Below are 22060 nucleotides of genomic sequence, written 5' to 3'. Positions count from 1 at the left end.
ATGAGTAACGTTGTTTTAGAAAGATTCCGCAACACTTTATTTTGGTGGTTAGATACTTTAAAAGGTAGTCCGATAAAAAAACACTTAAACGACATCAGTGATACGCTCAATAATTTTGAAATTACAAAAATTAAACGGGAGCAAAACTTAGCCAAACTTTTAAAACACAGCATACAAACCACGCCTTTTTACAAAAGCCTTAATCTTTCTGAAAAGGATTTTGAACAGTTTCCGGTTATAAATAAAATTGAGATCACAGAAAATCAAGAGCTTTTTAAATCGAGTGTTTTTCTGAATAAAAAAAACATAACACGCTCTACTAGTGGTTCTACAGGCACGCCATTTAAAGTGCTTCATAATACAAATAAAATTTATAGAAATAGTGCTGACACTATTTATTTCTCTGAATTAGCAGGTTTTAAAATTGGCTATCAATTGTGGTATTTAAGGTACTGGGGATTAAATTTTAAAAATTCAAACTTTAAAAACTGGGCGCAAAACTTAAAACCGATTGAAGTTATTAACCTAAATAACGAGCGTATTGAAAACTTGATTAAACAGATTAAAAATTCATCGGGACACAAAGGCTGGTTGGGCTTCCCTTCTGCTTTCGAACAAGTTTGCAAATTCCTTGACGATAAAGATGAAAAACCAATAGACGCTAATTTTAAATCTATTATCGGAATGGCAGAAGGTATCAGCGCATATACCAAACAGCGCATGGCCTATTATTTTAACTGCCCTATGCTCTCGCGCTACTCCAATATGGAAAATGGTATTCTTGCACAGCAAACACCAAATAGCGAGGCATTCCAAATTAATTGGGCATCTTACCATATTGAAATATTAAATCTCCACAACAACGAAAAAGCTCCAAAAGGCGAATTAGGGCGTATTGTGGTTACCGATTTATATAGCTACGCTATGCCTTTAATCCGTTATGATACTGGAGATCTTGGTGCCATGGATTTTACAGTTAGTCCGCCAACTTTAAAAAGAATTGAAGGACGAAAAACAGACACTATTTACAATACCAAAGGTGTGATAGTATCGTCGTTTATTATGATTAATAGTGTTCATTTTGATGGTATTAAGCAAATTCAACTTATTCAAGAAAGTAAAACCAACTACACTATTAAATTGAATTGCTCTAGAGATTTTAAGTTTAAAAACCAACTAATAGGAAAATTTAAAAGTTTCCTAGGTGAGGATGCTGTGATAAATATTATAACGGTTGATGAAATACCTTTGTTATCTTCAGGAAAACGAAAAATGACATTGAACAAGATGAATACTCAGAGAAAATAACGATATTTGAAGCTAATTTTTATTAAGAACAACATTTATAAAATCATGTTAAAATACTCTATTTTAAAATCTTTTTTTGATTTTCTCATTGCACTAATAATGATTATAATGTTATTTCCAATCATTATAATCGTTACCATATTTTTATTCATTGTTAATCAAGGAAAACCCTTCTTCACCCAAATAAGACCCGGTAAAAATGAAACGTTGTTTAAAATAATAAAATTCAAAACCATGAACGACAAAAAAGATGCTAATGGAAACCTATTACCAGATTACGAGCGCTTAACTTCGGTAGGGAATTTTATCAGAAAAACCTCAATGGATGAAATCCCTCAGTTATTCAATGTATTAAAAGGAGACATGTCTTTTGTTGGCCCAAGACCTCTTTTACCAAGATATCTACCTTATTATTCAACGATAGAAAAAATGAGACATAATGTTAAACCAGGTATTACAGGGTATGCACAAGTAAATGGTAGAAGTTTATTAGATTGGGACACTAAATTAAAATATGATGTCTTTTACGTAAATAATATTTCTTTATCATTAGACATAAAAATACTTGCAAAAACAGCGTACAAAGTAGTAGCCTCTAAAGATATTTCTCTAGACCCAACGATTGTTCAAGCTCCTTTAGATGAAATACGTTCACAAAACGAGTAATTTTCTGAAAAGACTATAAACGAAGGACAGAAAAATTAAAACATAAACTTATATTTATGTAAATCCTAAAAAAATACAATACTTTTGAAATCGATTAGAGTTTTCCTTACTCCATTAACTTAAATTTGATTTCATGTACTTTATTATAAAAAGGATTTTAGACCTTATAATTGCGCTTACCGCTTTACTTCTACTCGCTCCTATTTTTTTCGTAGTTTTTGTATGCTTATTAATCGCTAACCAAGGGAAAGCTTTTTTCTACCAGCAGCGTCCTGGTAAAAACGAAAAGGTTTTCAAAATTATCAAGTTTAAAACCATGAATGATAAAAAGGATGCAAATGGAGAATTTCTACCTTTCGATCAGCGTGTCACCAAAATTGGAAATTTTATAAGAAAATATTCTTTAGATGAAATCCCTCAGCTTATTAATGTGCTTAAAGGCGACATGAGTTTAGTTGGTCCACGTCCACTTTTAACCGATTATTTACCTTTATACAATGAAGAACAAAAAAAACGTCACAATGTAAAACCAGGTATTACAGGTTGGGCTCAAGTAAAAGGACGTAATTCTATTTCTTGGAATCAAAAATTCACTTATGATGTTTGGTATGTTGAAAATATTTCATTTTTACTAGATTTACAAATCATGCTTTTAACGGCTAAACGATTGGTTGTGCCACAAGGCATAAACAGTAGTGACGGTCTAAACATGACCACATTTACAGGTGGTGCAGATGAATAACCTAACGTTGATTCATTTTTAAATTGGAACGTTAAATTTATCTTTATTCTAGCTTTAAGAATATTATTTCATGTATTTTAGAGTCGTAAAAATTTTACAAACCCCAAAGCTAGTTTCAAATTAAATGCAATTACATTCTACAGAAAAACCAAACATCGTTGTTATAGGTGCATCTGGCCATGCCAGCGTAATTATCGATATTATCGAAAGGCAAAATGAATATAATATTTTTGGTTTAATAGACTCTTTTAAACCTATAGGATCCAAACTTTTTAATTATGAAGTTTTAGGAACTGAAGATAACTTACCCGATTTAATACAGACAAACCATATTATTGGAGGCATTATTGCTATTGGTGATAATTTTGATCGCCGTCAAATGCATTTAAAAATTGAAGCCTTACAACTAAGTTTCAAATATGTTTCGGCTATTCACCCCAATGCTATTATCGGAAAAAATGTTTCTATTGCTGAAGGAGTTTCCATAATGCCTGGTACCGTAGCCAATGCCAACGCTTCTATTGGTGCATTTTGTATTTTGAACACATCCTCTTCTTTAGGCCATGACTGTGTTATGAAACCTTTTTCTAGTTTAGCACCTGGCGTTAATGTAGCAGGCCACGTAACCATACAAACCTGCAGCTCTATCGGGATTGGTTCTTGCGTTATTGGAGGTGTAAGTATTGGCGCACATACACATGTTGGTGCGGGATCTACTGTTATCAAAGACATTAACAGCTTTAAAATTGCTTACGGCAACCCTGCTCAAGAAATAAGAGACCGACAAGAAAACGAAGGCTATCTTAACAAAAAGAAAGATCTTTCGTCGTAGAGCACTATCTGTTTTCAATGTGATTTCTTCATCACAACTTTTAAGGTTGTCTATAAAGAGGAAAGTACGTTTTACTTGAAATTTTTGATTTTGGTGTACCCGCTTCTTTTGATCCGTTTACCATTTTGTCTAAAGCCTTATAAACTTTAGTATTTACAACCTTTCTTCCTGTATAAAATAAAACATCACCATCATTAGGGAAAAACGTCTTTTTATAATGATACAAGTTATCATCATCTTTTCTTCCACCACCCAAAACATAATACTCATGCCCAACTTTACGCGCCCAATTCATCACTTCTATTTTCAAGAAATCGTTTGGTCGGAAATTAAAATAGTCTGCTAATGTACCTCCGAGATATGAATACATGGTAGTTCTTAAAATCAAGATAAGCTCAACAGAAATAGCAATATCATCTTTATAAACAAAAGCTAAGGCAAAATTATCTTTATTTCGTTGAACGATATTTTTAAAATATTCTAAAGAATAAAAGTACTCTGAAGCAGCACCAATACGCGTCATGGTTTCAATATAAACATTATGAAAGCATTCCACGGCTTCTAAATTCGTACTATCTTGGGTAATTTCAAAACGCAAACCATTGGAAACCGCCTTTCTATAATTATTTCTTACTTTTGGTTTAAACGCATCCCATTGTGCTTTTTCATCAGCCATAATATAGCCTTTCACATTAGATAGTGTTGGCACTAATTTACCAGAATAGAATTGGTAATTATTATTTAAACTAAAGCGTATAAATTCACAAACCACATTATGTTCCTTGTACCACAAATCAACTTGGGTCCAAAAATCTAATAAATAAGCTCGCGATGTATTTGTATTATATAAAGGACCACTATAGCCGTAAGGTGATATCACATCATAATATGTTTCTCCTTCAACCTTATGCTCTATTTCTCGTAACCTAAAAGGCATTAGAATTAAAATGTTACCATTTTCTTCTAATGTAAAATACCCCAGTTGGTTGTCATTTAACTCATCTATGTTTCCAACTATAATTTTATAAAACGGATATATTTCTTTAAATAAATTTACCTTGGAAAGGTATTCGCTTAAATCTTCCTTGTTTTTTATTTTCCTATAAACTAAGTTCATTAAAATTATTCAATTTTTTTAAAATTTCTGGAATTTGCTTTAAGCTATTAATAACAAATAAGGGTTTTAATTTTTTTTCTAAATCGAATGTTTGTTTATGTATATTTTCGCCACTATCTCTTAAACAGATACTTATCCAATTTAAAGCGTTGGGCGCAATGAAATCTTTTTTAGTATTATCACCAATATAAATGTACTTATAATTTTCGCCGTATTTATCTAAATAAAAGTTAAAATTTTTAACATTAGGTTTTTCTGATCCAAACTCTTCAGAAATAATAATATCATCAAAATACTCAGTTAAACCTAAGGCTTTCAATTTACTTCTTTGCTGAATACTTCTGCCGTCTGTAATTAAACCTATTTTATAAACATTCGTTTTTAAATAAGTTAAAATTTCTTGATGAGAGGCATTTAGAGAGATGTTTGGTTCGTGGTTTCTATAAATATCAAGCAATACAGATATTGTAATTTCTTCAGAATGAACAAAGTCTAAAACCGTTTGAAAAGGATTATCACCATTATAATAAGATGTAATCATTTTATCATAAATAGCTTCCGCTCCAAAATCACTTTTTTCAGAAATATATTGAGATATTTCTCTATAGGCAGATTTTAAAAAATCTATTTCTTTGTACAGTGTATCATCTAAATCAAATACAAATACTATATTATTCTTTGTAGTCATGCACCAAAACTTCTTTATCGTAACGTAGCATTAATAAATTTTCTTCCCAATCGGCAAAATACTCTATAGTGATATCTTCCTCTTGTAAATACTCTTGTATTAACCATTTTGGATAGTTAGCACCAACAAAATAAGATAAAGGATATCCGCCTCCAAAACGTGCGTTTATTTCGATACCAAAGATTTCATTAGTTTCTTTATGCTTGAAGAACTGAGCTGTTAAACACCCAATAGCGCCATCAATAAAACTTAATCTTTCTTTTAGATAATCTACTAGAGCGCCTTTTTCGGCAACACATTTATTAACTTCACCATCTCTTACCTCAATACGTTTTCTAGGAACAATACATTTTAAGTTATGTGTTTTATCGTAGTACAAATCACAAGTATATTCATCAAATTCATTATGATCTAAATATTTTAAAAACATTAAATCATCATTTTTAAAATGATACTTTGTTAATTGTTCATGCTTGGTAATCGTATATGTATCTATACTCCTACTTCCATTTTTAGGCTTAATAAAAATAGGTAACTTATAATCGTATTTAGAATACTCTTTCGCTATTTGTACATTGTGATTTTCAAAAAACACGTGAATTTCGCGTTTATCTCGACACATTTGAACAAACTCTTCAGAAGCAACAATCACTTTAATTCCGTGATCTGAAAATTGTTTTTTCTTTTTAGCTAATAAAAGTAATTCGGTGTCTATAGTAGGAATGACTAATTTTATATCGTTATCTAAACAAACCTTAAGTAGGCGATCGAAATAACCTGCATCACTGACTAATGGCATTTGAAAAGATTGATCTGATACTTGACATGCCGCAGATAGTTTAATGTTAAAATCGGTTGTCATCACTTTTCCTTGCGGAAATACAGCGGTTAATTCTTTTTGAAACGCTTCAACTAATGAAACGCGTCTTCCTGCTGATGTAATTAATATATTCATAATAAAATATACCTGTATATGATTTGTTTGTAATAAATTAAATTTGCTACTTATCTCGGTAAGATAAATAAGCGACGTGCCTCCACACAAGACCTCAAGTATATACGAGAGAAATCAGAGTTTAGACTTTTTAATTTAACGCTTTTATTAATTTATTAATCCCAATTTAAAACCGTTTTAAGTACAGATATCTACCTTAAAACGCCGTCTATTTTTTTTAATATGTGGTAAATATAAGGCAATAATAAAAAACGAATCAAAATTATTCTTTAAAATACTTTTAACAGGGTCAACTTGTTTGTTATGAAATTTTTTACTACAATTAATTAACAGAAAATCTTTTAAACGCATTAACAATACACTCAGCAATTAGATTTCGACCATGATTATTCCAGTGTTGATCAAAAACTAAAGTTGGTGGTGTTTTTGAGCTATTTAATGCCTCTCCAAAATCAATATATTTAAAACCATGATTCCTTAAGTAAGTTAAGAAAACCTGCGGCGTTTCACTCTTATCCAACAATAGAACGTATTTAGATTTATCATAACCATATTTTTCAACCAACGACTCGAAATTCTTAATATACTTAGCCTGCTTCTCCTCTATCTCTTGAGCTGTTTCCTGCTTAGGCTTCACAACCACTTTAGAACTATTTTTGAAAAAAGAAATAAGTTTCCCTGGAAATTTTTTAACTGGGTCTAAAATCCCAATGCCTTGTGCATATACTAAAAGCTTTATTTTTCTAGCATTTTTATACATAGAAGATTCTAAACGCATACGGTCGTAAATAACTTTATATTCATCACGAAACAAATCGTCACGAAAACGAATACCCAAAACCACATAATCAATTTTATCAAAGGCATCTTTATATTGATGCATTAAATGAAGTTGATCTGCAAAGTCGTAACCGGCATAACCATACTCGTAAACTTCAACATCATCCAATTGGTTTTCAATTTTCTTACCAACAGAATCGTAATAATCTTGATGAAAGCCTTGAATGAAAGAATCGCCAACTAAAGCAATTTCTGTTTTATCTAATGTGGGATTAAATTCACGATACGAATTATAACCCGAGTTATTAATATGGTACTCTGCAAAATTCATCCTTCTATTTCCTGTTACCGAATAACCACCTTGATTAGGCACCCATTTTTCAACATTAAACTCATCGATATAACGTGCAGGACTATCTTTTCCTAAGTGCAACACACGAACAAAAAGTTCTAACGCTACTAGAATAAGCACGAAATAGAGTCCAGATTTAAATATTAGTTTTCTCATAAGGATTAAAATTGGAAATATATAAATGAACGATCTATACCACTATCATAAAACAACATCATCGCGAAAACCATAATGGTGTAAACCAAAAACCGAACATACCTGTTTTTAAAGTTGAACGGTGCGCGCTCATCTCTTCTAATAATAAATTCATAACACAAAAACAGTACAACCAGAATATAATAATCTGCCATTCTGTAACCATTTGGATGAAAATATGGTGCTGTAGAAAACTCTGTTAATCCACTAATAAAACTAAAAGCATCTCCAATAGATGCCGACCTAAAAAATATCCAAGCAATGGTTACAATAAAAAAGACACCAAAAATACTCAAGAGTTCTTTTGCAGAGGGCAACATACTATCTTGCGCTATCACTGTGTTTTTATACTTGGTGTTATTCCCTAAAAGCAAAACAGGAATAAATATTAAAGCATGCACTAATCCCCATAAAACAAAGGTCCAATTCGCACCATGCCAAATTCCACTGACTAGAAAAATAATAAATACATTTCTAATGGTTTTTAATTTCCCTTCTCGAGACCCTCCAAGTGGCACGTAAATATAAGCCTGAAACCAAGATGATAATGAAATATGCCAACGACGCCAAAATTCAGCAATATTTCTTGAGAAATATGGAAATTTAAAGTTAGACATAAGCTCTATACCAAACAGTTTAGCTGTACCGATAGCAATATCAGAATATCCACTAAAATCACCATAAATCTGGAACCCGAAGAATATCGCACCTATTAATAAGGTTGAACTTGGGTAAGAGCCATAGTTAGAGAAAATATCGTCGACAATTGGTCCTAGAGCATCTGCTATTACTACTTTTTTAACCAATCCCCAAAGAATTAATTTTAAACCAGAAACAGATTGCGCATAACTAAAATGACGCTTATTTGAAATTTGAGATAATAAGTTTGAAGCACGCTCTATAGGCCCTGCAACCAACTGCGGAAAAAAACTTACAAAAGCCGCAAAAGATAGAAAGCTTTTGGTTGGCTTAAGTTTTCTATAATAAATATCAAAAGAATACGACATGGTTTGAAACGTATAAAACGAAATCCCTACCGGAAGAATCACTTTTAACGTCCAAGTACTTTTCATGGTGTAACCTAGCGTAGAAGCTAAATCTACCCAAGAATCGATAAAAAAGTTATAATATTTAAAGAAACCTAATAAGCCAATATTAAACACAACACTACACCAAAGCCATCGTTTTCTGCGCGTATCATCATCGGTATCATGTATTTTATGACCAATAATATAATCGACAATAGTGCTTAACAGAATTAATGAGAGAAAACGCCAATCCCAGATTCCGTAGAAAAAATAACTAGCAACAAGCAAGAGTATATTTTGCCCTTTTAGGCTTTTCTTAAGGACAAACCAGTATAGAAAATAGACAACAATAAGGAATACAAAAAATTCAAATGAATTAAATAACATGGGTTGGTTTTGGTTAGCTTACTCTGTATTACCAGTAGTAAAGTAAATATCCTACATAAAAATTATAAACAAAAAATATTTCTACAAAATACCTATTATCAGCTACAAGAAACCGTTTCCATAAAAAAAGCCCTTTCTATTTAAATAGAAAGGGCTAACATTTATCTTTTTTAATGCGTTACCTACATATCACTGAAAATAGAATGCATCAGTCGTTTTTTATCATTAATACTTTCTTCTAATGATATCATTGTTTCTGTTCTATAAACACCTTCAATATCATCTAGCATAAAAATAACTTCTTTCGCATGCTCTGTACTTCTAGCTCTAATTTTACAGAAAATATTGAATTTTCCTGTAGTAATGTGTGCTACAGTAACATAAGCAATCTCGTTTATACGTTCTAAAACGAATTTAGTCTGCGAGGTGTTGTTTAAATAAACGCCAACATAAGCAATAAACGAATAACCAAGTTTTTTATAATCTAATGTTAAAGACGAACCACGAATAATTCCTGCTTCCTCCATTTTTTTAACACGCACATGCACAGTACCTGCAGATATTAATAATTTTTTTGCAATGTCTGTAAACGGAATTCTTGTGTTATCGATTAACATATCAAGAATTTGGTGATCAATTTCGTCTAACTTTATTTTCCCCATAATTAACTATTCTTAAATAAAAAGCGAAAATAATACATTTTTGTTAATAATTACACACTTTAACTGCGCTTTATTTCATTAATAATGATATTTTTTGGTTATTAATTATTACGAAAACGTTTTCGTAACCAACTTGTATATCAATTCCTTCCCCATCTAACACAGCTAAACCTTTAGCATCAAATTCTTTATGTCCATAAAAGTTGTTTAAGTTTTCAATTTTATCAACTTTTGGTAAAAATTCAATTCGGTTATCAACTAATTTCTCTTGATATAGAATACCAATATCTATACTTTTTTCTTCGGAAGTATTTTCAGCTTTTACGTTTCTTATAATAATATCATAAAAACACTTACCGTTCTCCGGAATATTAAAATAAGCCTCGTACTTATCGCCAGTAACGTCGTTTTTAGCAATGTAATCTAAAGACGCTAAGTAAGAAGCGTAAATCAACTCACGAGTCACCTCACGACCGTAATCATCCTTACAATGTCCCGCTTCAAACAAAATAGTTGGCACATTTTCACATTGAAACGTATCACCAACACAGTTTAAGTTAAAAGCATCATCATAAACACCTACTCCATTTGGTATTATAGCTTGTAAAGCTTTGTCCATTACAGCAATCACCTCCATAGCGCGTTTTCTATTAGGTGTTACCGTACAAGCCTGATCTTGTGCAGGCGCTAAAAACGATACGCTAGCTAACTTATTTGTGTTTCCGGCACTAAAAATAGTACGCTGCCCGTGCAAATTATAGCAAAAATGTGGTTTAAACTTAGTAAATACGTCGCGTAACACCTTACTTTCTGGTTGCGTAAGGTTTTGTGCATCTCTATTTAAATCGACCTGATTGGCATTTATACGAGTATAAGCGTTAGCGCCATCAGGATTTAAAATAGGTATTATATATAAGGTACAGTTTTCTAAAATGTGGTTTAAGTTAGAATCCTTATCCAATAAGCTGTTTAATAAATCAAAAATAGCTTTGGTTGTTGTCGATTCGTTTCCGTGCATTTGCGACCACATTAAGATGCGTTTTTCACCTTGCCCAATTTTTAGTCCATAAATAGATTCATCCAAAACAGAGGCTCCAATCACTTCAATAGCGATCTCTTTTTCTAGGTTTTCTAAAAGTGGTTTAATATGATTGTTGGTGATATAACGATGTGATAAACGCAATTCTTTGTGTTTTAAAAACAAGGATTTTATAACTTCTAATTTCATGTGTTTTATTTATGATACAAATGTAAACAATTACTAATTTACAATTGTAAACACTAAAAATCAATACATTTGTTTACATTCGTATACAATTCCAGTTTGCGATTACATATAAAAAACAACGTATTCATAAGAAACTAACTAAATGGCTTATTTTCAGGTAAATACACCTAAGCATTTAAAGTTTAACTTATACGTTATCAGCAGTTTTAACACATTTAATGTTACCAATTAACATATAATTATTACATTTGTAACATCAAACATTAGAAACCCGAATTTACAATGATAAACAGCGAAGCTTTCATTAAAAGACTCCAAAAAGTGATGGAATACTACGGAGAATCTGCCTCTTCTTTCGCTGAAAAAATTAGTGTGCAACGCTCTAGCATTTCACATATATTGTCTGGCAGAAATAAGCCGAGTTTAGAATTTGTTCTAAAAACCCTTACCGCTTTTCCGGAAGTAGAATTGTATTGGTTAATGAATGGCAAGGGTGAATTTCCTGCTCAACAAAAAACAGCTCAAGAAATTAATACACCAACTCCACCTCAAAATACCGCCATTCCAAACCCTCCTAAAACCGAAAGCATCCAGAATAGTTTAAACCTTCAAGTAGATAGCAATAAAGCAATTGAGCGTATTGTTATTTTTTATTCCGATGGAAGTTTTAAAAACTATCAGAATTAAAGTAATTTTGCATTTCAAGATATACCTATGAGATTTCTATACCTTTTACCTGTGCTTTTTCTTTTTAACTGTTACGAGTCTGCTCGCGAATGCAAAGATTTTAAAACAGGCGCATTCTATAGTGAAGTCACTATTAATGATGTAATCTACAAATCGAGGTTTAAACGCAGTGAAACACTACAAGTGGAAGTCTATGACGGTAAAACAGATTCGTCGCAACTAAGATGGATTAACGACTGCGAGGTGATCTTTAAAACCATAAACCCAAAGAATATGGCAGAACAAAAAGATATTCACTTAAAGATACTAACAACTACCGATTCATCTTACACTTATGAATACTCGTACGTTGGAGAAACTAAAAAACAAAAAGGAATTGCTTATAGAGAAGAATAATCTATGGCAATGGATATAAAAACGACTCTACTAAATTAAACTTGAGTTCTTTTTCTTCAGTAACGCGATACGTTATAAAAAGCTCACCCCAGAATTCACCATCCGAGAAATCGGCAATAATCCACTTATGGTTTAGCATTTTCACTTTATTAATTAACATACGTCGTCCTTCGCTAGATGCATAAGGAATTAACGGATGCTCACCCTTCACTTCATTCAAAGCATAAAGTTCATCTTTTATAAACGGAATTAATTCTTCAACATTAAATCCATCACGCTCAAAATAACTCAAAGCATCTTCATTACGTTCTAAATTGAAATACGACAAATTTGAAATTTCAGTATTCAACACCAAAACAGAATCTTTATACTTTTCAACTTGCGCTTTTTGCTTGCCGAGTTTATTATTCATATCCTCAAAAACACGTTTCGCGTTAACATATTGAAACAATACAAGTAACATCGCAAACACAAACAAATACATGAAAATCTTTTTCGTCATGGGGTAATTTTATAAATTTAATTCTAATTCATCATAAGCCAAAAACACATTTTCGGGAAGCGTTTTTTCAACCTCGTCATGAAAACCTAATAAATGACTAATATGCGTTAAATATGCTTTTTCAGGATTTACTTTTTCTATAAAAGCTAAAGCTTCCTCTAAGTTAAAATGCGAGTGATGCGGTTCAATACGTAACGTATTCACCACTAAAATCTTTACATTTTTAATTTTTTCAATTTCAACAGCTTCTACACGCTTCATATCGGTGAGGTAAGCAAAGTCTTTAAACCTAAATCCAAAAACTTGCAAACCGCCATGCGTTCCATTTACGGGCACAACCTCTAAACCTCCAAGACTAAAAGGCTTATTTTTAATTTCGTTTACCGTAACAGCCGCCGCGCCAGGATATCGATTTTCTGTTTTAAACACATAATCGAAACGTTGCTTTAGAGAATCTAAAACCCGCTGATGCGCATAAATAGGAATATCGCCTTGTCTAAAATAAAAAGGACGAATATCATCAAACCCCATCACATGGTCAGAATGTTCGTGCGTAAACACAATAGCGTCAATTTTTTCACAACCCGACCGCAGCATTTGATATCTAAAATCTGGCCCGCAATCTACAACACACGTAAACCCATTCCATTCTACTAAAACAGAAACACGTAAACGCTTGTCTTTTTTATTGTTACTTAAACAAACCGGGTGCTTACTCCCTATTATTGGAATACCTTGCGATGTGCCTGTACCGAGAAAAGTGATTTTCAAAAGTGTGAATTTTGAAACAAAAATAAACTTATTTTTTTGTTTAGCATACTTATTTAATACCTTTGTCAGTACGGACCTAACCTATATAATATATGGATATTACCATTAAAGGCGATAAAGAGTTTAATGATATTCCCTCGTTAAAATCTAAAGCTCTTCGGATTAACTTAAACGAAAACATTTACGGAACATTTGCAGAAATTGGCGCAGGACAAGAAACTTGTCGTCATTTTTTTAGAGCTGGTGGTGCCTCAGGTACTATAGCTAAAGCAATGTCCGCTTACGATAAGGATTTTAGTGATGCCATTTACGGTGTTGAAGACGATGGGCGTTACGTAACAGAAGCACGTTTACGCAAAATGCTTACCCATGAAATGGACCTCATGGAAAATCGTTTAACTCGTGAAAAAAATCCGAATAAAATATTTTTTACATACGCTAACACCGTAGCAACCATTGATTTTGCTAAGCAATTCAAAGGTCATGGTTGGGTAGGTATTAAATACCAAGTTGAAGCCACTGGCGAATACAACGAAATTATTTTACACCTCCGTTTTAAAGAAACCGATGCACGTTTACAACAAGAAACACTTGGTGTTCTAGGAACCAACTTAATTTACGGCGCGTTTTACAAATACAACGAACCTAAAAAATTACTACGTTATCTATACGATCACCTAGATAAAGATCAAATAGAAATAGACACCATAAACTTTTCGGGACCTGTATTTAAAAATATAGACAACCGTTTAATGAGTTTACAACTTGTAAAGAACGGCATGACCGATGCAGTAATGTTCGGACCAGATGGTACAAACGTACTTCCTGCTCGTGTATTCTACAAGAAAAACATTTTAGCGCTACGCGGAAGCTTTAGACCGGTAACTAAAGTGAACATGGCCATGTATGAGAAATCATACGAAATGTTCATTAAAGAAAACAAGGTAGATGAAGATAAAACGGTTGTAGTTTTCGAAATTACTCTATCTAATTTAAGAGCAGAAGGTGAAATTGATGAACAAGACTTTATAGATCGTGCAGATTTACTATGTTCTCTTGGACAATCAGTTATGATATCCAACTTCCAGGAATACTTTAAAGTTGTAGAATACTTCTCTAACTACACCAAAGCAAGAATGGGTCTCGCTATGGGTGTTAGTAATTTGGTTGATATTTTCGACGAGAAATATTACAGACATATTAGTGGTGGTATTTTAGAAGCCTTCGGAAAGTTATTCTTTAAAGATTTAAAAGTTTACTTATACCCAATGAAAGATCCTGCAACGGGAGAACTTATTACAAGTGAAAACTTAAAAGTTTATCCACGAATGAAGGAGCTTTACAAATTCTTTAAATACAACGGAAAAGTTATTGATATTGAAGATTACGATGAATCTATCATGAATATTTTCTCGAGAGAAATCTTAAATAAAATAGCAAACGGAGAGCCAGGCTGGGAATCTATGGTTCCAGAAGGCACCGAAGATTTAATTAAAGAATACCGTTTATTTGGTTACACCAGACGCCCTTTAACGCTAAGCAGAAAAAGAAAGTAACACTTTACATAAAACACAAAAACGGCTATATTTCAATAATATAGCCGTTTTTTTTATTTCTAATTTTAGCGTTTACTCTAAAATTTGAGCTGCATGATCTTTAGTTTTTACTTTTTCAATTACGCGCTCTACAACACCATTTTCATCAATTAAAAAAGTCATTCTATGGATACCGTCGTAAACGCGACCCATAAACTTTTTTGGCCCCCAAACGCCAAAAGCATTAATTACCGTTTTATCCTCATCAGCTAATAACGGAAATGGAAATTCGTGTTTATTTTTAAAATTAGATTGGCGTTTAGCAGAATCTGCACTTACACCCAATAAAGCATAACCTTTTTCTTTTAAAACCTCATAATTATCTCTCAAATTACAAGCTTCTACCGTACAACCTGGCGTGCTTGCCTTTGGGTAAAAAAACACGACCAGCTTCTGCCCTTTATAATCGCTTAACGAAATGGTATTTCCTTGTTCATCTAATGCCGAAAAATTAGGAACGGCATCACCTTGTTTTAGTGTGTTCATAGTATTAACTTTGGTTTCTAAAACAAAAGTACAATTTATGACTAAACAAGAAAAGGTAAACTTTGTTATTAATACACTTTATAAACTTTACCCAGAAATACCAATTCCTTTAGACCATAAAGATCCTTACACACTACTTATTGCCGTGTTAATGTCTGCACAAAGTACCGATGTGCGTGTCAATAAAATTACACCTCTATTATTTGAGCAAGCCGACAACCCTTATGATATGGTTAAACTTACCGTAGAAGATATCCGCGAGATTATAAAACCCGTTGGTCTATCACCTATGAAAAGCAAAGGTATTCACGGTTTATCGCAAATATTAATCGATAAATACAATGGCGAAGTCCCAAAAACGTACGAAGCCTTAGAAGAACTACCAGCCGTAGGCCACAAAACCGCTGCTGTAGTATTATCTCAAGCCTTTGGAATTCCAGCATTCCCTGTAGATACACACATCCATAGATTGATGTATCGTTGGAGTTTAACCAACGGAAAAAACGTAGTACAAACCGAAAAAGACGCCAAACGTCTATTTCCAGAAGAACTTTGGAACGACCTCCATTTACAAATTATTTGGTACGGACGCCAATATTCTCCAGCACGAGGTTGGGATTTAGAAAAAGATATTATCACCAAAACCATAGGCCGACAGTCGGTTCTTAACGAATATTACAGTAAAAAGAAAGCCTAGCGCTACGCCTTCAAAGAACTTAAGTAAACATTAAGTTTGATAAAACTTATTTAGTATTTTTACAAACCAACACTAAACTAAACAGCATTCACTAAAGCGAAGCGTTTCCTATATATTATTTCTGTTGAAAATTTAAAAGCATACGCCTTCGCAAAACATCCTATTAATAAAATAAAACATAAAATATAATGTCTACAGCAAAAAAAGAATACAAAAGAATTACGGTAAAAACATTGATTGACATGAAAGCCAATGGCGAAAAAATATCAATGCTAACCGCTTACGATTATACTATGGCCAAAATTGTAGATGGCGCTGGTGTAGACGTAATTTTAGTAGGTGATTCTGCAAGTAATGTTATGGCAGGTCACGAAACCACGCTACCAATTACTTTAGACCAAATGATTTACCATGCATCATCTGTAATTCGCGCCGTACATCGCGCACTTGTTGTAGTAGATTTACCTTTCGGAAGCTACCAAAGTGACCCAAAAGAGGCGTTGCGTTCTGCAATTAGAATCATGAAAGAAAGTGGTGCACATTCAGTAAAACTAGAAGGTGGTCGTGAAATTAAAGAGTCTATTAAGCGCATTTTAAATGCAGGAATCCCAGTAATGGGCCACCTAGGTTTAACACCGCAATCTATCTATAAATTCGGAACTTACACTGTTAGAGCTAAAGAAGAAAAAGAAGCAGAAGATTTAATCGAAGATGCAAAAATGCTAGAAAAAGTAGGCTGTTTTGCTATTGTATTAGAAAAAATACCTGCAGCTTTAGCTAAAAAAGTAGCCGAAAGCGTAAACATTCCTATTATAGGTATTGGCGCAGGAAACGGTGTTGATGGTCAGGTTTTAGTTTTACATGATATGATTGGTATGACGCACGAATTCCACCCAAGATTTTTACGTCGTTATTTAAATTTATATGAAGACATGACGGGCGCACTATCTCAATACGTAGAAGATGTAAAATCGAGTGATTTCCCAAATGAAAGCGAACAATACTAATTGTTTGTTTCATTTAAATTTCATCTAAAACATTAAGCATAAACCCGTGCATTTTATAAATGTCTAGCAAAATACTATCAAATAAAGACAACCTTCAGGTCATTTTTGAAGATAATCACATTATTATCGTCAATAAACGCGCCGGAGATATTGTACAAGGCGATAAAACCGGCGACAAACCATTAAGCGAAGTTGTTAAGGAATATATTGCTCAAAAATATAACAAACCAGGCAACGTCTATTTAGGCGTTGTCCATAGGTTAGACAGGCCAACTACGGGAATTATTGTGTTTTCTAAAACCAGCAAAGCCCTACCGCGGTTAAACAAGCTTTTTGCCGACAAGGAAGCTAAAAAAACCTATTGGGCTGTAGTGAAAAATGCACCACCAAAAAACGCAGACACGCTTACGCATTGGCTAAAAAAGAACCCTAAAAATAACAAATCTTACGCGCATAATAAAGAAGTGAATGAGAGCAAAAAAGCCATTCTTCATTACAAAACGCTAAAGAAATTAGACCGTTATATCCTGTTAGAAATCAATTTAGAAACAGGCAGACATCATCAAATACGCTCGCAATTATCAACCATTGGTTGCCAAATAAAAGGCGACTTAAAATACGGTTTTGATAGAAGTAATAAAGACGCAAGCATCCATTTACATGCGCGACATTTAAGCTTTATTCACCCTGTAAAAAAAGAACCTATTCAAGTTACAGCACCTTTACCTAAAGATCCAATTTGGGACGCATGCACTGCTTAAAATCAAAATGTTACCATTTTTAAAAACACCTTTTAACTTCAACTAAAAACCTCTCGCCATTTGAAAGCTATTCCTGAAATTATCGTCAAGCAAAAAGAGTATTTTAAATCTGGAAAAACAAAATCTGTTGCGTTTCGAATTTCAATATTAAAAGCTTTAAAAGAAGAATTAGAAGCTAACGAGCAAGCGGTTTTTAACGCCCTAAAATTAGACTTTAAAAAATCGGAATTTGAAACTTACCTAAGTGAATACAGCATGGTGATGTCTCAATTAAATCTGGTGATTAAAAATCTAAAAAAATGGGCAAAACCACAACGCGTATCTAGCAGTTTGCTCCTATTTCCAGCACATAGCTTTATCTACAAAGAACCTTACGGTAGCGTTTTAATTATTTCACCCTGGAATTACCCGTTTATTTTAGCTTTAGAACCTCTAATACTAGCCATTGCAGCAGGAAATACTGTAGTTTTAAAACCAAGTGAACTTACCGAAAATACTTCGAGACTTATTTCTAACCTAGTAAAAAATGTGTTTCCTGAGGGATTAGCAACTAGCATAGTAGGCGGCGTAGATGTTGCCACAGCCTTACTAAACCAACGTTGGGATTACATTTTCTTTACAGGAAGTGTTTCCGTTGGAAAAATTATAGCTCAGGCCGCCGCAAAACACCTTACACCAGTTACTTTAGAATTAGGCGGAAAATCACCATGTATTATAGATGATACTGTAGATTTGAAACTTACCGCCAAACGCGTCGTTTGGGGCAAATTTTTAAATGCTGGACAAACCTGTATTGCACCAGATTATATTTTAGTTAAAAAACAGATAAAGGCAGATTTTACAAAGGCTTTAATTGAAGAAATAAAACAAGCTTACGGCAACGATATTAAAGCTTCGGAAGATTTTCCTAGAATTATAAACGAGAAAAACACCCAGCGTTTGGCAAATATGCTAAACCAAGAAACCATTAGTTTTGGTGGAGAAATAGATAAAACCACGTGCTACATAGCACCTACACTACTCGACAACCCCGATTTGGATAGCCCTGTAATGCAAGAAGAAATTTTTGGACCTATTTTACCGATACTTACTTTTGAAACCGAACAAGATATTGAATCTGTAATTTCTCAATATGAAAAACCACTTGCCTTTTATGTATTCTCGAACAACAAAGCCTTTTCTAAAGGATTAATTGAAAGATTTAGTTTTGGTGGCGGCGTAATAAACGATACGCTTATGCATTTCGGAAACGATAAACTCCCCTTTGGAGGCGTTGGTTTTAGCGGCATGGGAAATTACCATGGTAAGTTTGGTTTCGATACATTTTCACACCATAAAGCCATTGTAAATCGTAAAAATTGGATAGATCCGCCGGTGCGCTATGCGCCATACCAAGGCAAACTTAAATGGCTGAAGTTATTTTTTAAATACTTCACATAAAATTAAAAGAAAATAAAACGAGAAATATTACAGCAACGGGTAATCTAAAATTAAGGTTACACCATGCTCAGGTTGCGATTCTAAACTAAAAGCGGCGCCAATTAAATTAGCACGACTACGCATATTAATTAAGCCAGAACCTTTCTCTGCGGTATCCATATTAAAGCCTACACCATCATCTTTAGCTGTGATTTTTAATTTTTTATCGGTGTATTCTAAAATAACATTTAAGTTCTCGGCTTGAGAATATTTCACGGTATTAGATAAAAACTCCTGAAGAATTCTAAATATAATAATTTCGTGCTTTCTATCTTCAAACTCAATCTTGTCTCCAATAACTTTTAATTCCGCGGAAGCGAACTTTAGTTTATTAAGTCGGTTTAACTCATTAGAAATCGATTTCTCGAAACCAATATTTAAAACCACCTCATTATTTAGAGTTTTAGAAAGCGCTCGCACCTCTGATAAACTCTCACTTATTGCAGCAGTAGTATCTTTAAATTTATCACGCACATCGGCATCGACCTGCATTTTTAAAATACTTAATTGCATACTTGCAAAAGATAACAACTGCCCAACATTATCGTGCAGCTCCCAACCTATATTCTTTAAGGTTTGCTCTTGTGTTTCTGTTTGCGCACGTGCAATTTCCGACTCAAAAGCCTGTTGCTGCTTTATACGATCTTCGAGCAATTTGTTTTTTCGTTTTAAAAACACCACAAAAAACACCACTACTAAAGCCGTGATAATTACCAAAACGGCAACCATATAAATTAATAAATATCTCTCGGAAGCAGTACTTGCTAATCGTTCTCCGGTTTGCACCATATTAAAGCAAAGGTAAAAGTTAAATACATAGTAATATTGGCAATTAAATAAATTTGCCATCTTAAAAATATAAAATTCCAATCTAAACGACTCATATACACATCGTAAAACACTATAGGTGTAATAATGAGCCACCAAATAAAAATAGCAAAGCTAATATAGAAATTTAGCGATTTATAAAAGGTGAGTATTTTATCACTCTTCAATACTTCGATAAAATAGCAAACCGTACATAAAAAAATAATAAAAGCCCCAAAAACACTAATAGAAGGAAATGACATTATAAAATAATCGTCCCAATTTAAAAGAATACACCCAATTGAAAACAATAAAAAACTAAAAGCACTTACTTTAAGTATCTTTTTAAAACTAGTTGTTTTTAGAATTCTATTATAATAAAATGCAAAAAACATAATAGCCCCTATCTTCCAAAACAAAGTACCCCACCAATAATTTTTAACAAACACCGTACCTTGCAAAAAACTAAATAGTCCGCCATCTTTTACATAACGCGGATAATTCGCAAGAAAATCACACAAAGTTAAATACACTAAAAAATATATAAAAAATTTAGCAGCTGTAGATTTATATTTTTTAAATAAAAACAAACCTGTAACAGCTGCTAAAGATTCAACTCCAGTTGTTATTAGGAATTTATAGGTTAATAAAAATTCTTCCATACAAAGTACTTATCAAGGATACCCCGTTTCTCCTGTCCCACCATCATTTAATGGGTCTACCGGAATATCTTCATCCTTATCACCTCTAAGCGAAATATTTAAACTACTTGCTTTATCTGTTTTTTTGTGCCCAGTTGGTACAATAAACATGGTGTTTCTGTTTTTCTTACTAGGTTTTCCGTTTTTTCCGTAATTACCCAAGTATACGCGTAAACCCGTCATGGTGTAGCCTACACTGTCCGATTCTTTTTCAGCGAAAGCGATATAATCTTCAATGTTTTTTAAGCTCCACATTACAGAACGCATCGGCTTTCTTTTAGAATTATCGTCTAACTCTATTGTAGAGTCTATTTCTTTTGGGTTGTTTTTCTCCCAATTCGCACTTAATTCTGTAGCTTCTAGAATTGTAATGGTTCCGGTTGGGTTATCAATTTCTACCACAGCACCTTCTAATGGCCTTGGACAAAAATAATAAGTTAATGCAGCTCCTATAACAAAGCCTAAAATAATGTACACTAAATTCTTCATAAATATTTGATTAAAATGGTTAGGTTTTCGCTAATGTAGTAAAAAGATTTATCCATCTTAAATTAGTTGAACACAATTAGAAAATAAAGTAGTTTTCCGTATGAAAAACCTTAAATATTAGCTTAAATAATAAAATTTTCGGCTAAAAATTAATCGTTGTAGTATATTTCACTTCATTTATAACAAACATACTATGTGTACTTCCTATATGATTTATGGAAGTTAACTTCTCTACCATAAAGCCTCTAAAGGCCACCATATCTTTAACGATAACCTTAAGTAAATAGTCGTACTCACCACTTAAATGGTAGCACTCTAGCACTTCGTGCAGCTTCGCCACTTCTTTTTCAAACTTTACCACATAATCTTGACTGTGCTGCACGAGTTTTACGTGGCAAAACACTACAAAATCGCGTTCAATTTTACTTTTATTTACTAAAGCAATATAACCCGATATAAAACCCGCTTTTTCTAGTTTTTTAATACGCTCGTAAACCGCTGTTACCGATAGGTTTAATTTATTAGCAAGCGCCTTATTGGTTTGTTTACTGTCTGTTTGCAGGTACTCTAGCAGTTTTTTATCGGTAGCATCAAAAATCATAATCGAAAATATTTCTTAAAAACAAGGTTTAAACAACAATGTACTGAAATATATTCCGAATAATTAAATTAAAATAGATTTATTTTCCTATAAAATAGAATACACTTGTTTTACAATCTAATATAAACCTACTTTGTGTAA

Annotated in this window: 25 protein-coding genes; 11 read left to right on the top strand and 14 right to left on the bottom strand. The window is 32.9% G+C overall.

Annotation, left to right across the window (positions count from 1 at the left end; translation table 11 throughout):
- From DFQ06_RS02570 to DFQ06_RS02555, 4 genes are all read left to right on the top strand, one after another.
- Positions 1-1308 carry a phenylacetate--CoA ligase family protein gene (locus DFQ06_RS02570; protein WP_133965838.1) on the top strand — a complete coding sequence of 436 codons (1308 nt, stop codon included), beginning with the start codon at positions 1-3 and terminating at the stop codon, positions 1306-1308.
- Positions 1309-1353: 45 nt separating this feature from the next.
- Positions 1354-1974, top strand: a complete 621-nt coding sequence (locus DFQ06_RS02565; RefSeq protein ID WP_133965836.1) for a sugar transferase — start codon at positions 1354-1356, stop codon at positions 1972-1974.
- A 133-nt stretch (positions 1975-2107) separates the two neighbouring features.
- Complete coding sequence (locus DFQ06_RS02560) at positions 2108-2716, top strand: sugar transferase (RefSeq protein ID WP_133965834.1); 609 nt, start codon at positions 2108-2110, stop codon at positions 2714-2716.
- Positions 2717-2840: 124 nt separating this feature from the next.
- On the top strand, positions 2841-3548 hold the full coding sequence (locus tag DFQ06_RS02555; RefSeq protein ID WP_133965832.1) for an acetyltransferase: 708 nt from the start codon (positions 2841-2843) through the stop codon (positions 3546-3548).
- A 40-nt stretch (positions 3549-3588) separates the two neighbouring features.
- On the opposite strand, the gene DFQ06_RS02550 is transcribed toward DFQ06_RS02555, so the two are convergent.
- From DFQ06_RS02550 to DFQ06_RS02520, 7 genes are all read right to left on the bottom strand, one after another.
- Positions 3589-4665, bottom strand: a complete 1077-nt coding sequence (locus DFQ06_RS02550; protein ID WP_133965830.1) for a GNAT family N-acetyltransferase — start codon at positions 4663-4665, stop codon at positions 3589-3591.
- The gene (locus tag DFQ06_RS02545; RefSeq protein ID WP_133965828.1) at positions 4649-5353 is read right to left on the bottom strand and encodes an HAD family hydrolase; all 705 of its coding nucleotides are present in this window, start codon (positions 5351-5353) and stop codon (positions 4649-4651) included. The genes DFQ06_RS02550 and DFQ06_RS02545 overlap by 17 nt, the downstream gene beginning before the upstream one ends.
- Positions 5337-6308, bottom strand: a complete 972-nt coding sequence (locus tag DFQ06_RS02540) for an ATP-grasp domain-containing protein (RefSeq protein WP_042494953.1) — start codon at positions 6306-6308, stop codon at positions 5337-5339. Before DFQ06_RS02540 ends, DFQ06_RS02545 begins: the two co-directional genes overlap by 17 nt.
- A gap of 322 nt (positions 6309-6630) precedes the next feature.
- The gene (locus DFQ06_RS02535; RefSeq protein WP_133965826.1) at positions 6631-7596 is read right to left on the bottom strand and encodes a hypothetical protein; all 966 of its coding nucleotides are present in this window, start codon (positions 7594-7596) and stop codon (positions 6631-6633) included.
- Positions 7597-7601: 5 nt separating this feature from the next.
- Positions 7602-9050 (bottom strand): MBOAT family O-acyltransferase, encoded by a 1449-nt coding sequence (locus tag DFQ06_RS02530; protein ID WP_133965824.1) that lies wholly within the window; start codon positions 9048-9050, stop codon positions 7602-7604.
- A 182-nt stretch (positions 9051-9232) separates the two neighbouring features.
- Positions 9233-9712, bottom strand: coding sequence for an Lrp/AsnC family transcriptional regulator (locus tag DFQ06_RS02525; protein WP_042494949.1), 480 nt, complete (start codon positions 9710-9712; stop codon positions 9233-9235).
- 70 nt (positions 9713-9782) lie between these two features.
- On the bottom strand, positions 9783-10940 hold the full coding sequence (locus DFQ06_RS02520) for a M14 family zinc carboxypeptidase (RefSeq protein ID WP_133965822.1): 1158 nt from the start codon (positions 10938-10940) through the stop codon (positions 9783-9785).
- 282 nt (positions 10941-11222) lie between these two features.
- Here DFQ06_RS02520 and DFQ06_RS02515 point away from each other — a divergent pair, with 282 nt between their 5' ends.
- Both DFQ06_RS02515 and DFQ06_RS02510 read left to right on the top strand, forming a co-directional pair.
- The gene (locus DFQ06_RS02515; protein ID WP_133965821.1) at positions 11223-11627 is read left to right on the top strand and encodes a helix-turn-helix domain-containing protein; all 405 of its coding nucleotides are present in this window, start codon (positions 11223-11225) and stop codon (positions 11625-11627) included.
- A gap of 27 nt (positions 11628-11654) precedes the next feature.
- Positions 11655-12023 (top strand): DNA topoisomerase IV, encoded by a 369-nt coding sequence (locus tag DFQ06_RS02510; protein ID WP_133965820.1) that lies wholly within the window; start codon positions 11655-11657, stop codon positions 12021-12023.
- Between the two features lies 1 nt (position 12024).
- Here the strand turns inward: DFQ06_RS02510 and DFQ06_RS02505 are convergent, their stop codons facing one another.
- Both DFQ06_RS02505 and DFQ06_RS02500 read right to left on the bottom strand, forming a co-directional pair.
- Positions 12025-12525: a hydrolase gene (locus DFQ06_RS02505; RefSeq protein ID WP_074936051.1), complete on the bottom strand. Its 501-nt coding sequence runs from the start codon at positions 12523-12525 to the stop codon at positions 12025-12027.
- 9 nt (positions 12526-12534) lie between these two features.
- Entirely contained in the window at positions 12535-13296 is a 762-nt protein-coding gene (locus DFQ06_RS02500; RefSeq protein ID WP_133965818.1) for an MBL fold metallo-hydrolase, read from the bottom strand.
- 92 nt (positions 13297-13388) lie between these two features.
- Here DFQ06_RS02500 and DFQ06_RS02495 point away from each other — a divergent pair, with 92 nt between their 5' ends.
- Positions 13389-14852: a nicotinate-nucleotide adenylyltransferase gene (locus tag DFQ06_RS02495; RefSeq protein WP_042494944.1), complete on the top strand. Its 1464-nt coding sequence runs from the start codon at positions 13389-13391 to the stop codon at positions 14850-14852.
- A gap of 72 nt (positions 14853-14924) precedes the next feature.
- Here DFQ06_RS02495 and bcp read toward each other — a convergent pair whose 3' ends face one another.
- Positions 14925-15377: a thioredoxin-dependent thiol peroxidase gene (bcp, locus tag DFQ06_RS02490; protein WP_074936055.1), complete on the bottom strand. Its 453-nt coding sequence runs from the start codon at positions 15375-15377 to the stop codon at positions 14925-14927.
- A gap of 37 nt (positions 15378-15414) precedes the next feature.
- Here bcp and DFQ06_RS02485 point away from each other — a divergent pair, with 37 nt between their 5' ends.
- From DFQ06_RS02485 to DFQ06_RS02470, 4 genes are all read left to right on the top strand, one after another.
- Complete coding sequence (locus tag DFQ06_RS02485) at positions 15415-16074, top strand: endonuclease III domain-containing protein (RefSeq protein ID WP_133965816.1); 660 nt, start codon at positions 15415-15417, stop codon at positions 16072-16074.
- Positions 16075-16262: 188 nt separating this feature from the next.
- Entirely contained in the window at positions 16263-17081 is an 819-nt protein-coding gene (gene panB / locus DFQ06_RS02480) for a 3-methyl-2-oxobutanoate hydroxymethyltransferase (protein ID WP_042494940.1), read from the top strand.
- Positions 17082-17140: 59 nt separating this feature from the next.
- Positions 17141-17842, top strand: coding sequence for an RluA family pseudouridine synthase (locus tag DFQ06_RS02475; RefSeq protein ID WP_042506962.1), 702 nt, complete (start codon positions 17141-17143; stop codon positions 17840-17842).
- A gap of 69 nt (positions 17843-17911) precedes the next feature.
- The gene (locus tag DFQ06_RS02470; protein ID WP_394345337.1) at positions 17912-19282 is read left to right on the top strand and encodes an aldehyde dehydrogenase; all 1371 of its coding nucleotides are present in this window, start codon (positions 17912-17914) and stop codon (positions 19280-19282) included.
- Positions 19283-19309: 27 nt separating this feature from the next.
- On the opposite strand, the gene DFQ06_RS02465 is transcribed toward DFQ06_RS02470, so the two are convergent.
- From DFQ06_RS02465 to DFQ06_RS02450, 4 genes are all read right to left on the bottom strand, one after another.
- Positions 19310-20110 carry a sensor histidine kinase gene (locus DFQ06_RS02465; RefSeq protein ID WP_133965813.1) on the bottom strand — a complete coding sequence of 267 codons (801 nt, stop codon included), beginning with the start codon at positions 20108-20110 and terminating at the stop codon, positions 19310-19312.
- Complete coding sequence (locus DFQ06_RS02460) at positions 20086-20790, bottom strand: hypothetical protein (protein ID WP_133965811.1); 705 nt, start codon at positions 20788-20790, stop codon at positions 20086-20088. The genes DFQ06_RS02465 and DFQ06_RS02460 overlap by 25 nt, the downstream gene beginning before the upstream one ends.
- A 12-nt stretch (positions 20791-20802) precedes the next feature.
- Positions 20803-21318 carry a hypothetical protein gene (locus DFQ06_RS02455; protein ID WP_133965810.1) on the bottom strand — a complete coding sequence of 172 codons (516 nt, stop codon included), beginning with the start codon at positions 21316-21318 and terminating at the stop codon, positions 20803-20805.
- Positions 21319-21460: 142 nt separating this feature from the next.
- A complete protein-coding gene (locus tag DFQ06_RS02450; protein WP_133965809.1) occupies positions 21461-21919 on the bottom strand; it encodes an Lrp/AsnC family transcriptional regulator in 459 nt (152 codons plus the stop codon).
- Positions 21920-22060: the final 141 nt, after the last annotated feature.

The sequence above is a fragment of the Algibacter lectus genome (assembly GCF_004368925.1).
GTDB lineage: Bacteria > Bacteroidota > Bacteroidia > Flavobacteriales > Flavobacteriaceae > Algibacter > Algibacter lectus.
The sequence above is the reverse complement of the archived record's forward strand: the minus strand, read 5'-3'. Positions and strand labels throughout refer to the sequence as shown.

What these genes read in the sequence shown, in the direction of transcription:
- DFQ06_RS02570 (WP_133965838.1), top strand. Translation starts at nt 1, where the DNA reads ATGAGTAACGTTGTTTTAGAAAGATTCCGCAACACTTTATTTTGGTGG.
- DFQ06_RS02565 (WP_133965836.1), top strand. Translation starts at nt 1,354, where the DNA reads ATGTTAAAATACTCTATTTTAAAATCTTTTTTTGATTTTCTCATTGCA.
- DFQ06_RS02560 (WP_133965834.1), top strand. Translation starts at nt 2,108, where the DNA reads ATGTACTTTATTATAAAAAGGATTTTAGACCTTATAATTGCGCTTACC.
- DFQ06_RS02555 (WP_133965832.1), top strand. Translation starts at nt 2,841, where the DNA reads ATGCAATTACATTCTACAGAAAAACCAAACATCGTTGTTATAGGTGCA.
- DFQ06_RS02550 (WP_133965830.1), bottom strand. Translation starts at nt 4,665, where the DNA reads ATGAACTTAGTTTATAGGAAAATAAAAAACAAGGAAGATTTAAGCGAA.
- DFQ06_RS02545 (WP_133965828.1), bottom strand. Translation starts at nt 5,353, where the DNA reads ATGACTACAAAGAATAATATAGTATTTGTATTTGATTTAGATGATACA.
- DFQ06_RS02540 (WP_042494953.1), bottom strand. Translation starts at nt 6,308, where the DNA reads ATGAATATATTAATTACATCAGCAGGAAGACGCGTTTCATTAGTTGAA.
- DFQ06_RS02535 (WP_133965826.1), bottom strand. Translation starts at nt 7,596, where the DNA reads ATGAGAAAACTAATATTTAAATCTGGACTCTATTTCGTGCTTATTCTA.
- DFQ06_RS02530 (WP_133965824.1), bottom strand. Translation starts at nt 9,050, where the DNA reads ATGTTATTTAATTCATTTGAATTTTTTGTATTCCTTATTGTTGTCTAT.
- DFQ06_RS02525 (WP_042494949.1), bottom strand. Translation starts at nt 9,712, where the DNA reads ATGGGGAAAATAAAGTTAGACGAAATTGATCACCAAATTCTTGATATG.
- DFQ06_RS02520 (WP_133965822.1), bottom strand. Translation starts at nt 10,940, where the DNA reads ATGAAATTAGAAGTTATAAAATCCTTGTTTTTAAAACACAAAGAATTG.
- DFQ06_RS02515 (WP_133965821.1), top strand. Translation starts at nt 11,223, where the DNA reads ATGATAAACAGCGAAGCTTTCATTAAAAGACTCCAAAAAGTGATGGAA.
- DFQ06_RS02510 (WP_133965820.1), top strand. Translation starts at nt 11,655, where the DNA reads ATGAGATTTCTATACCTTTTACCTGTGCTTTTTCTTTTTAACTGTTAC.
- DFQ06_RS02505 (WP_074936051.1), bottom strand. Translation starts at nt 12,525, where the DNA reads ATGACGAAAAAGATTTTCATGTATTTGTTTGTGTTTGCGATGTTACTT.
- DFQ06_RS02495 (WP_042494944.1), top strand. Translation starts at nt 13,389, where the DNA reads ATGGATATTACCATTAAAGGCGATAAAGAGTTTAATGATATTCCCTCG.
- bcp (WP_074936055.1), bottom strand. Translation starts at nt 15,377, where the DNA reads ATGAACACACTAAAACAAGGTGATGCCGTTCCTAATTTTTCGGCATTA.
- DFQ06_RS02485 (WP_133965816.1), top strand. Translation starts at nt 15,415, where the DNA reads ATGACTAAACAAGAAAAGGTAAACTTTGTTATTAATACACTTTATAAA.
- panB (WP_042494940.1), top strand. Translation starts at nt 16,263, where the DNA reads ATGTCTACAGCAAAAAAAGAATACAAAAGAATTACGGTAAAAACATTG.
- DFQ06_RS02475 (WP_042506962.1), top strand. Translation starts at nt 17,141, where the DNA reads ATGTCTAGCAAAATACTATCAAATAAAGACAACCTTCAGGTCATTTTT.
- DFQ06_RS02465 (WP_133965813.1), bottom strand. Translation starts at nt 20,110, where the DNA reads ATGGTGCAAACCGGAGAACGATTAGCAAGTACTGCTTCCGAGAGATAT.
- DFQ06_RS02460 (WP_133965811.1), bottom strand. Translation starts at nt 20,790, where the DNA reads ATGGAAGAATTTTTATTAACCTATAAATTCCTAATAACAACTGGAGTT.
- DFQ06_RS02455 (WP_133965810.1), bottom strand. Translation starts at nt 21,318, where the DNA reads ATGAAGAATTTAGTGTACATTATTTTAGGCTTTGTTATAGGAGCTGCA.
- DFQ06_RS02450 (WP_133965809.1), bottom strand. Translation starts at nt 21,919, where the DNA reads ATGATTTTTGATGCTACCGATAAAAAACTGCTAGAGTACCTGCAAACA.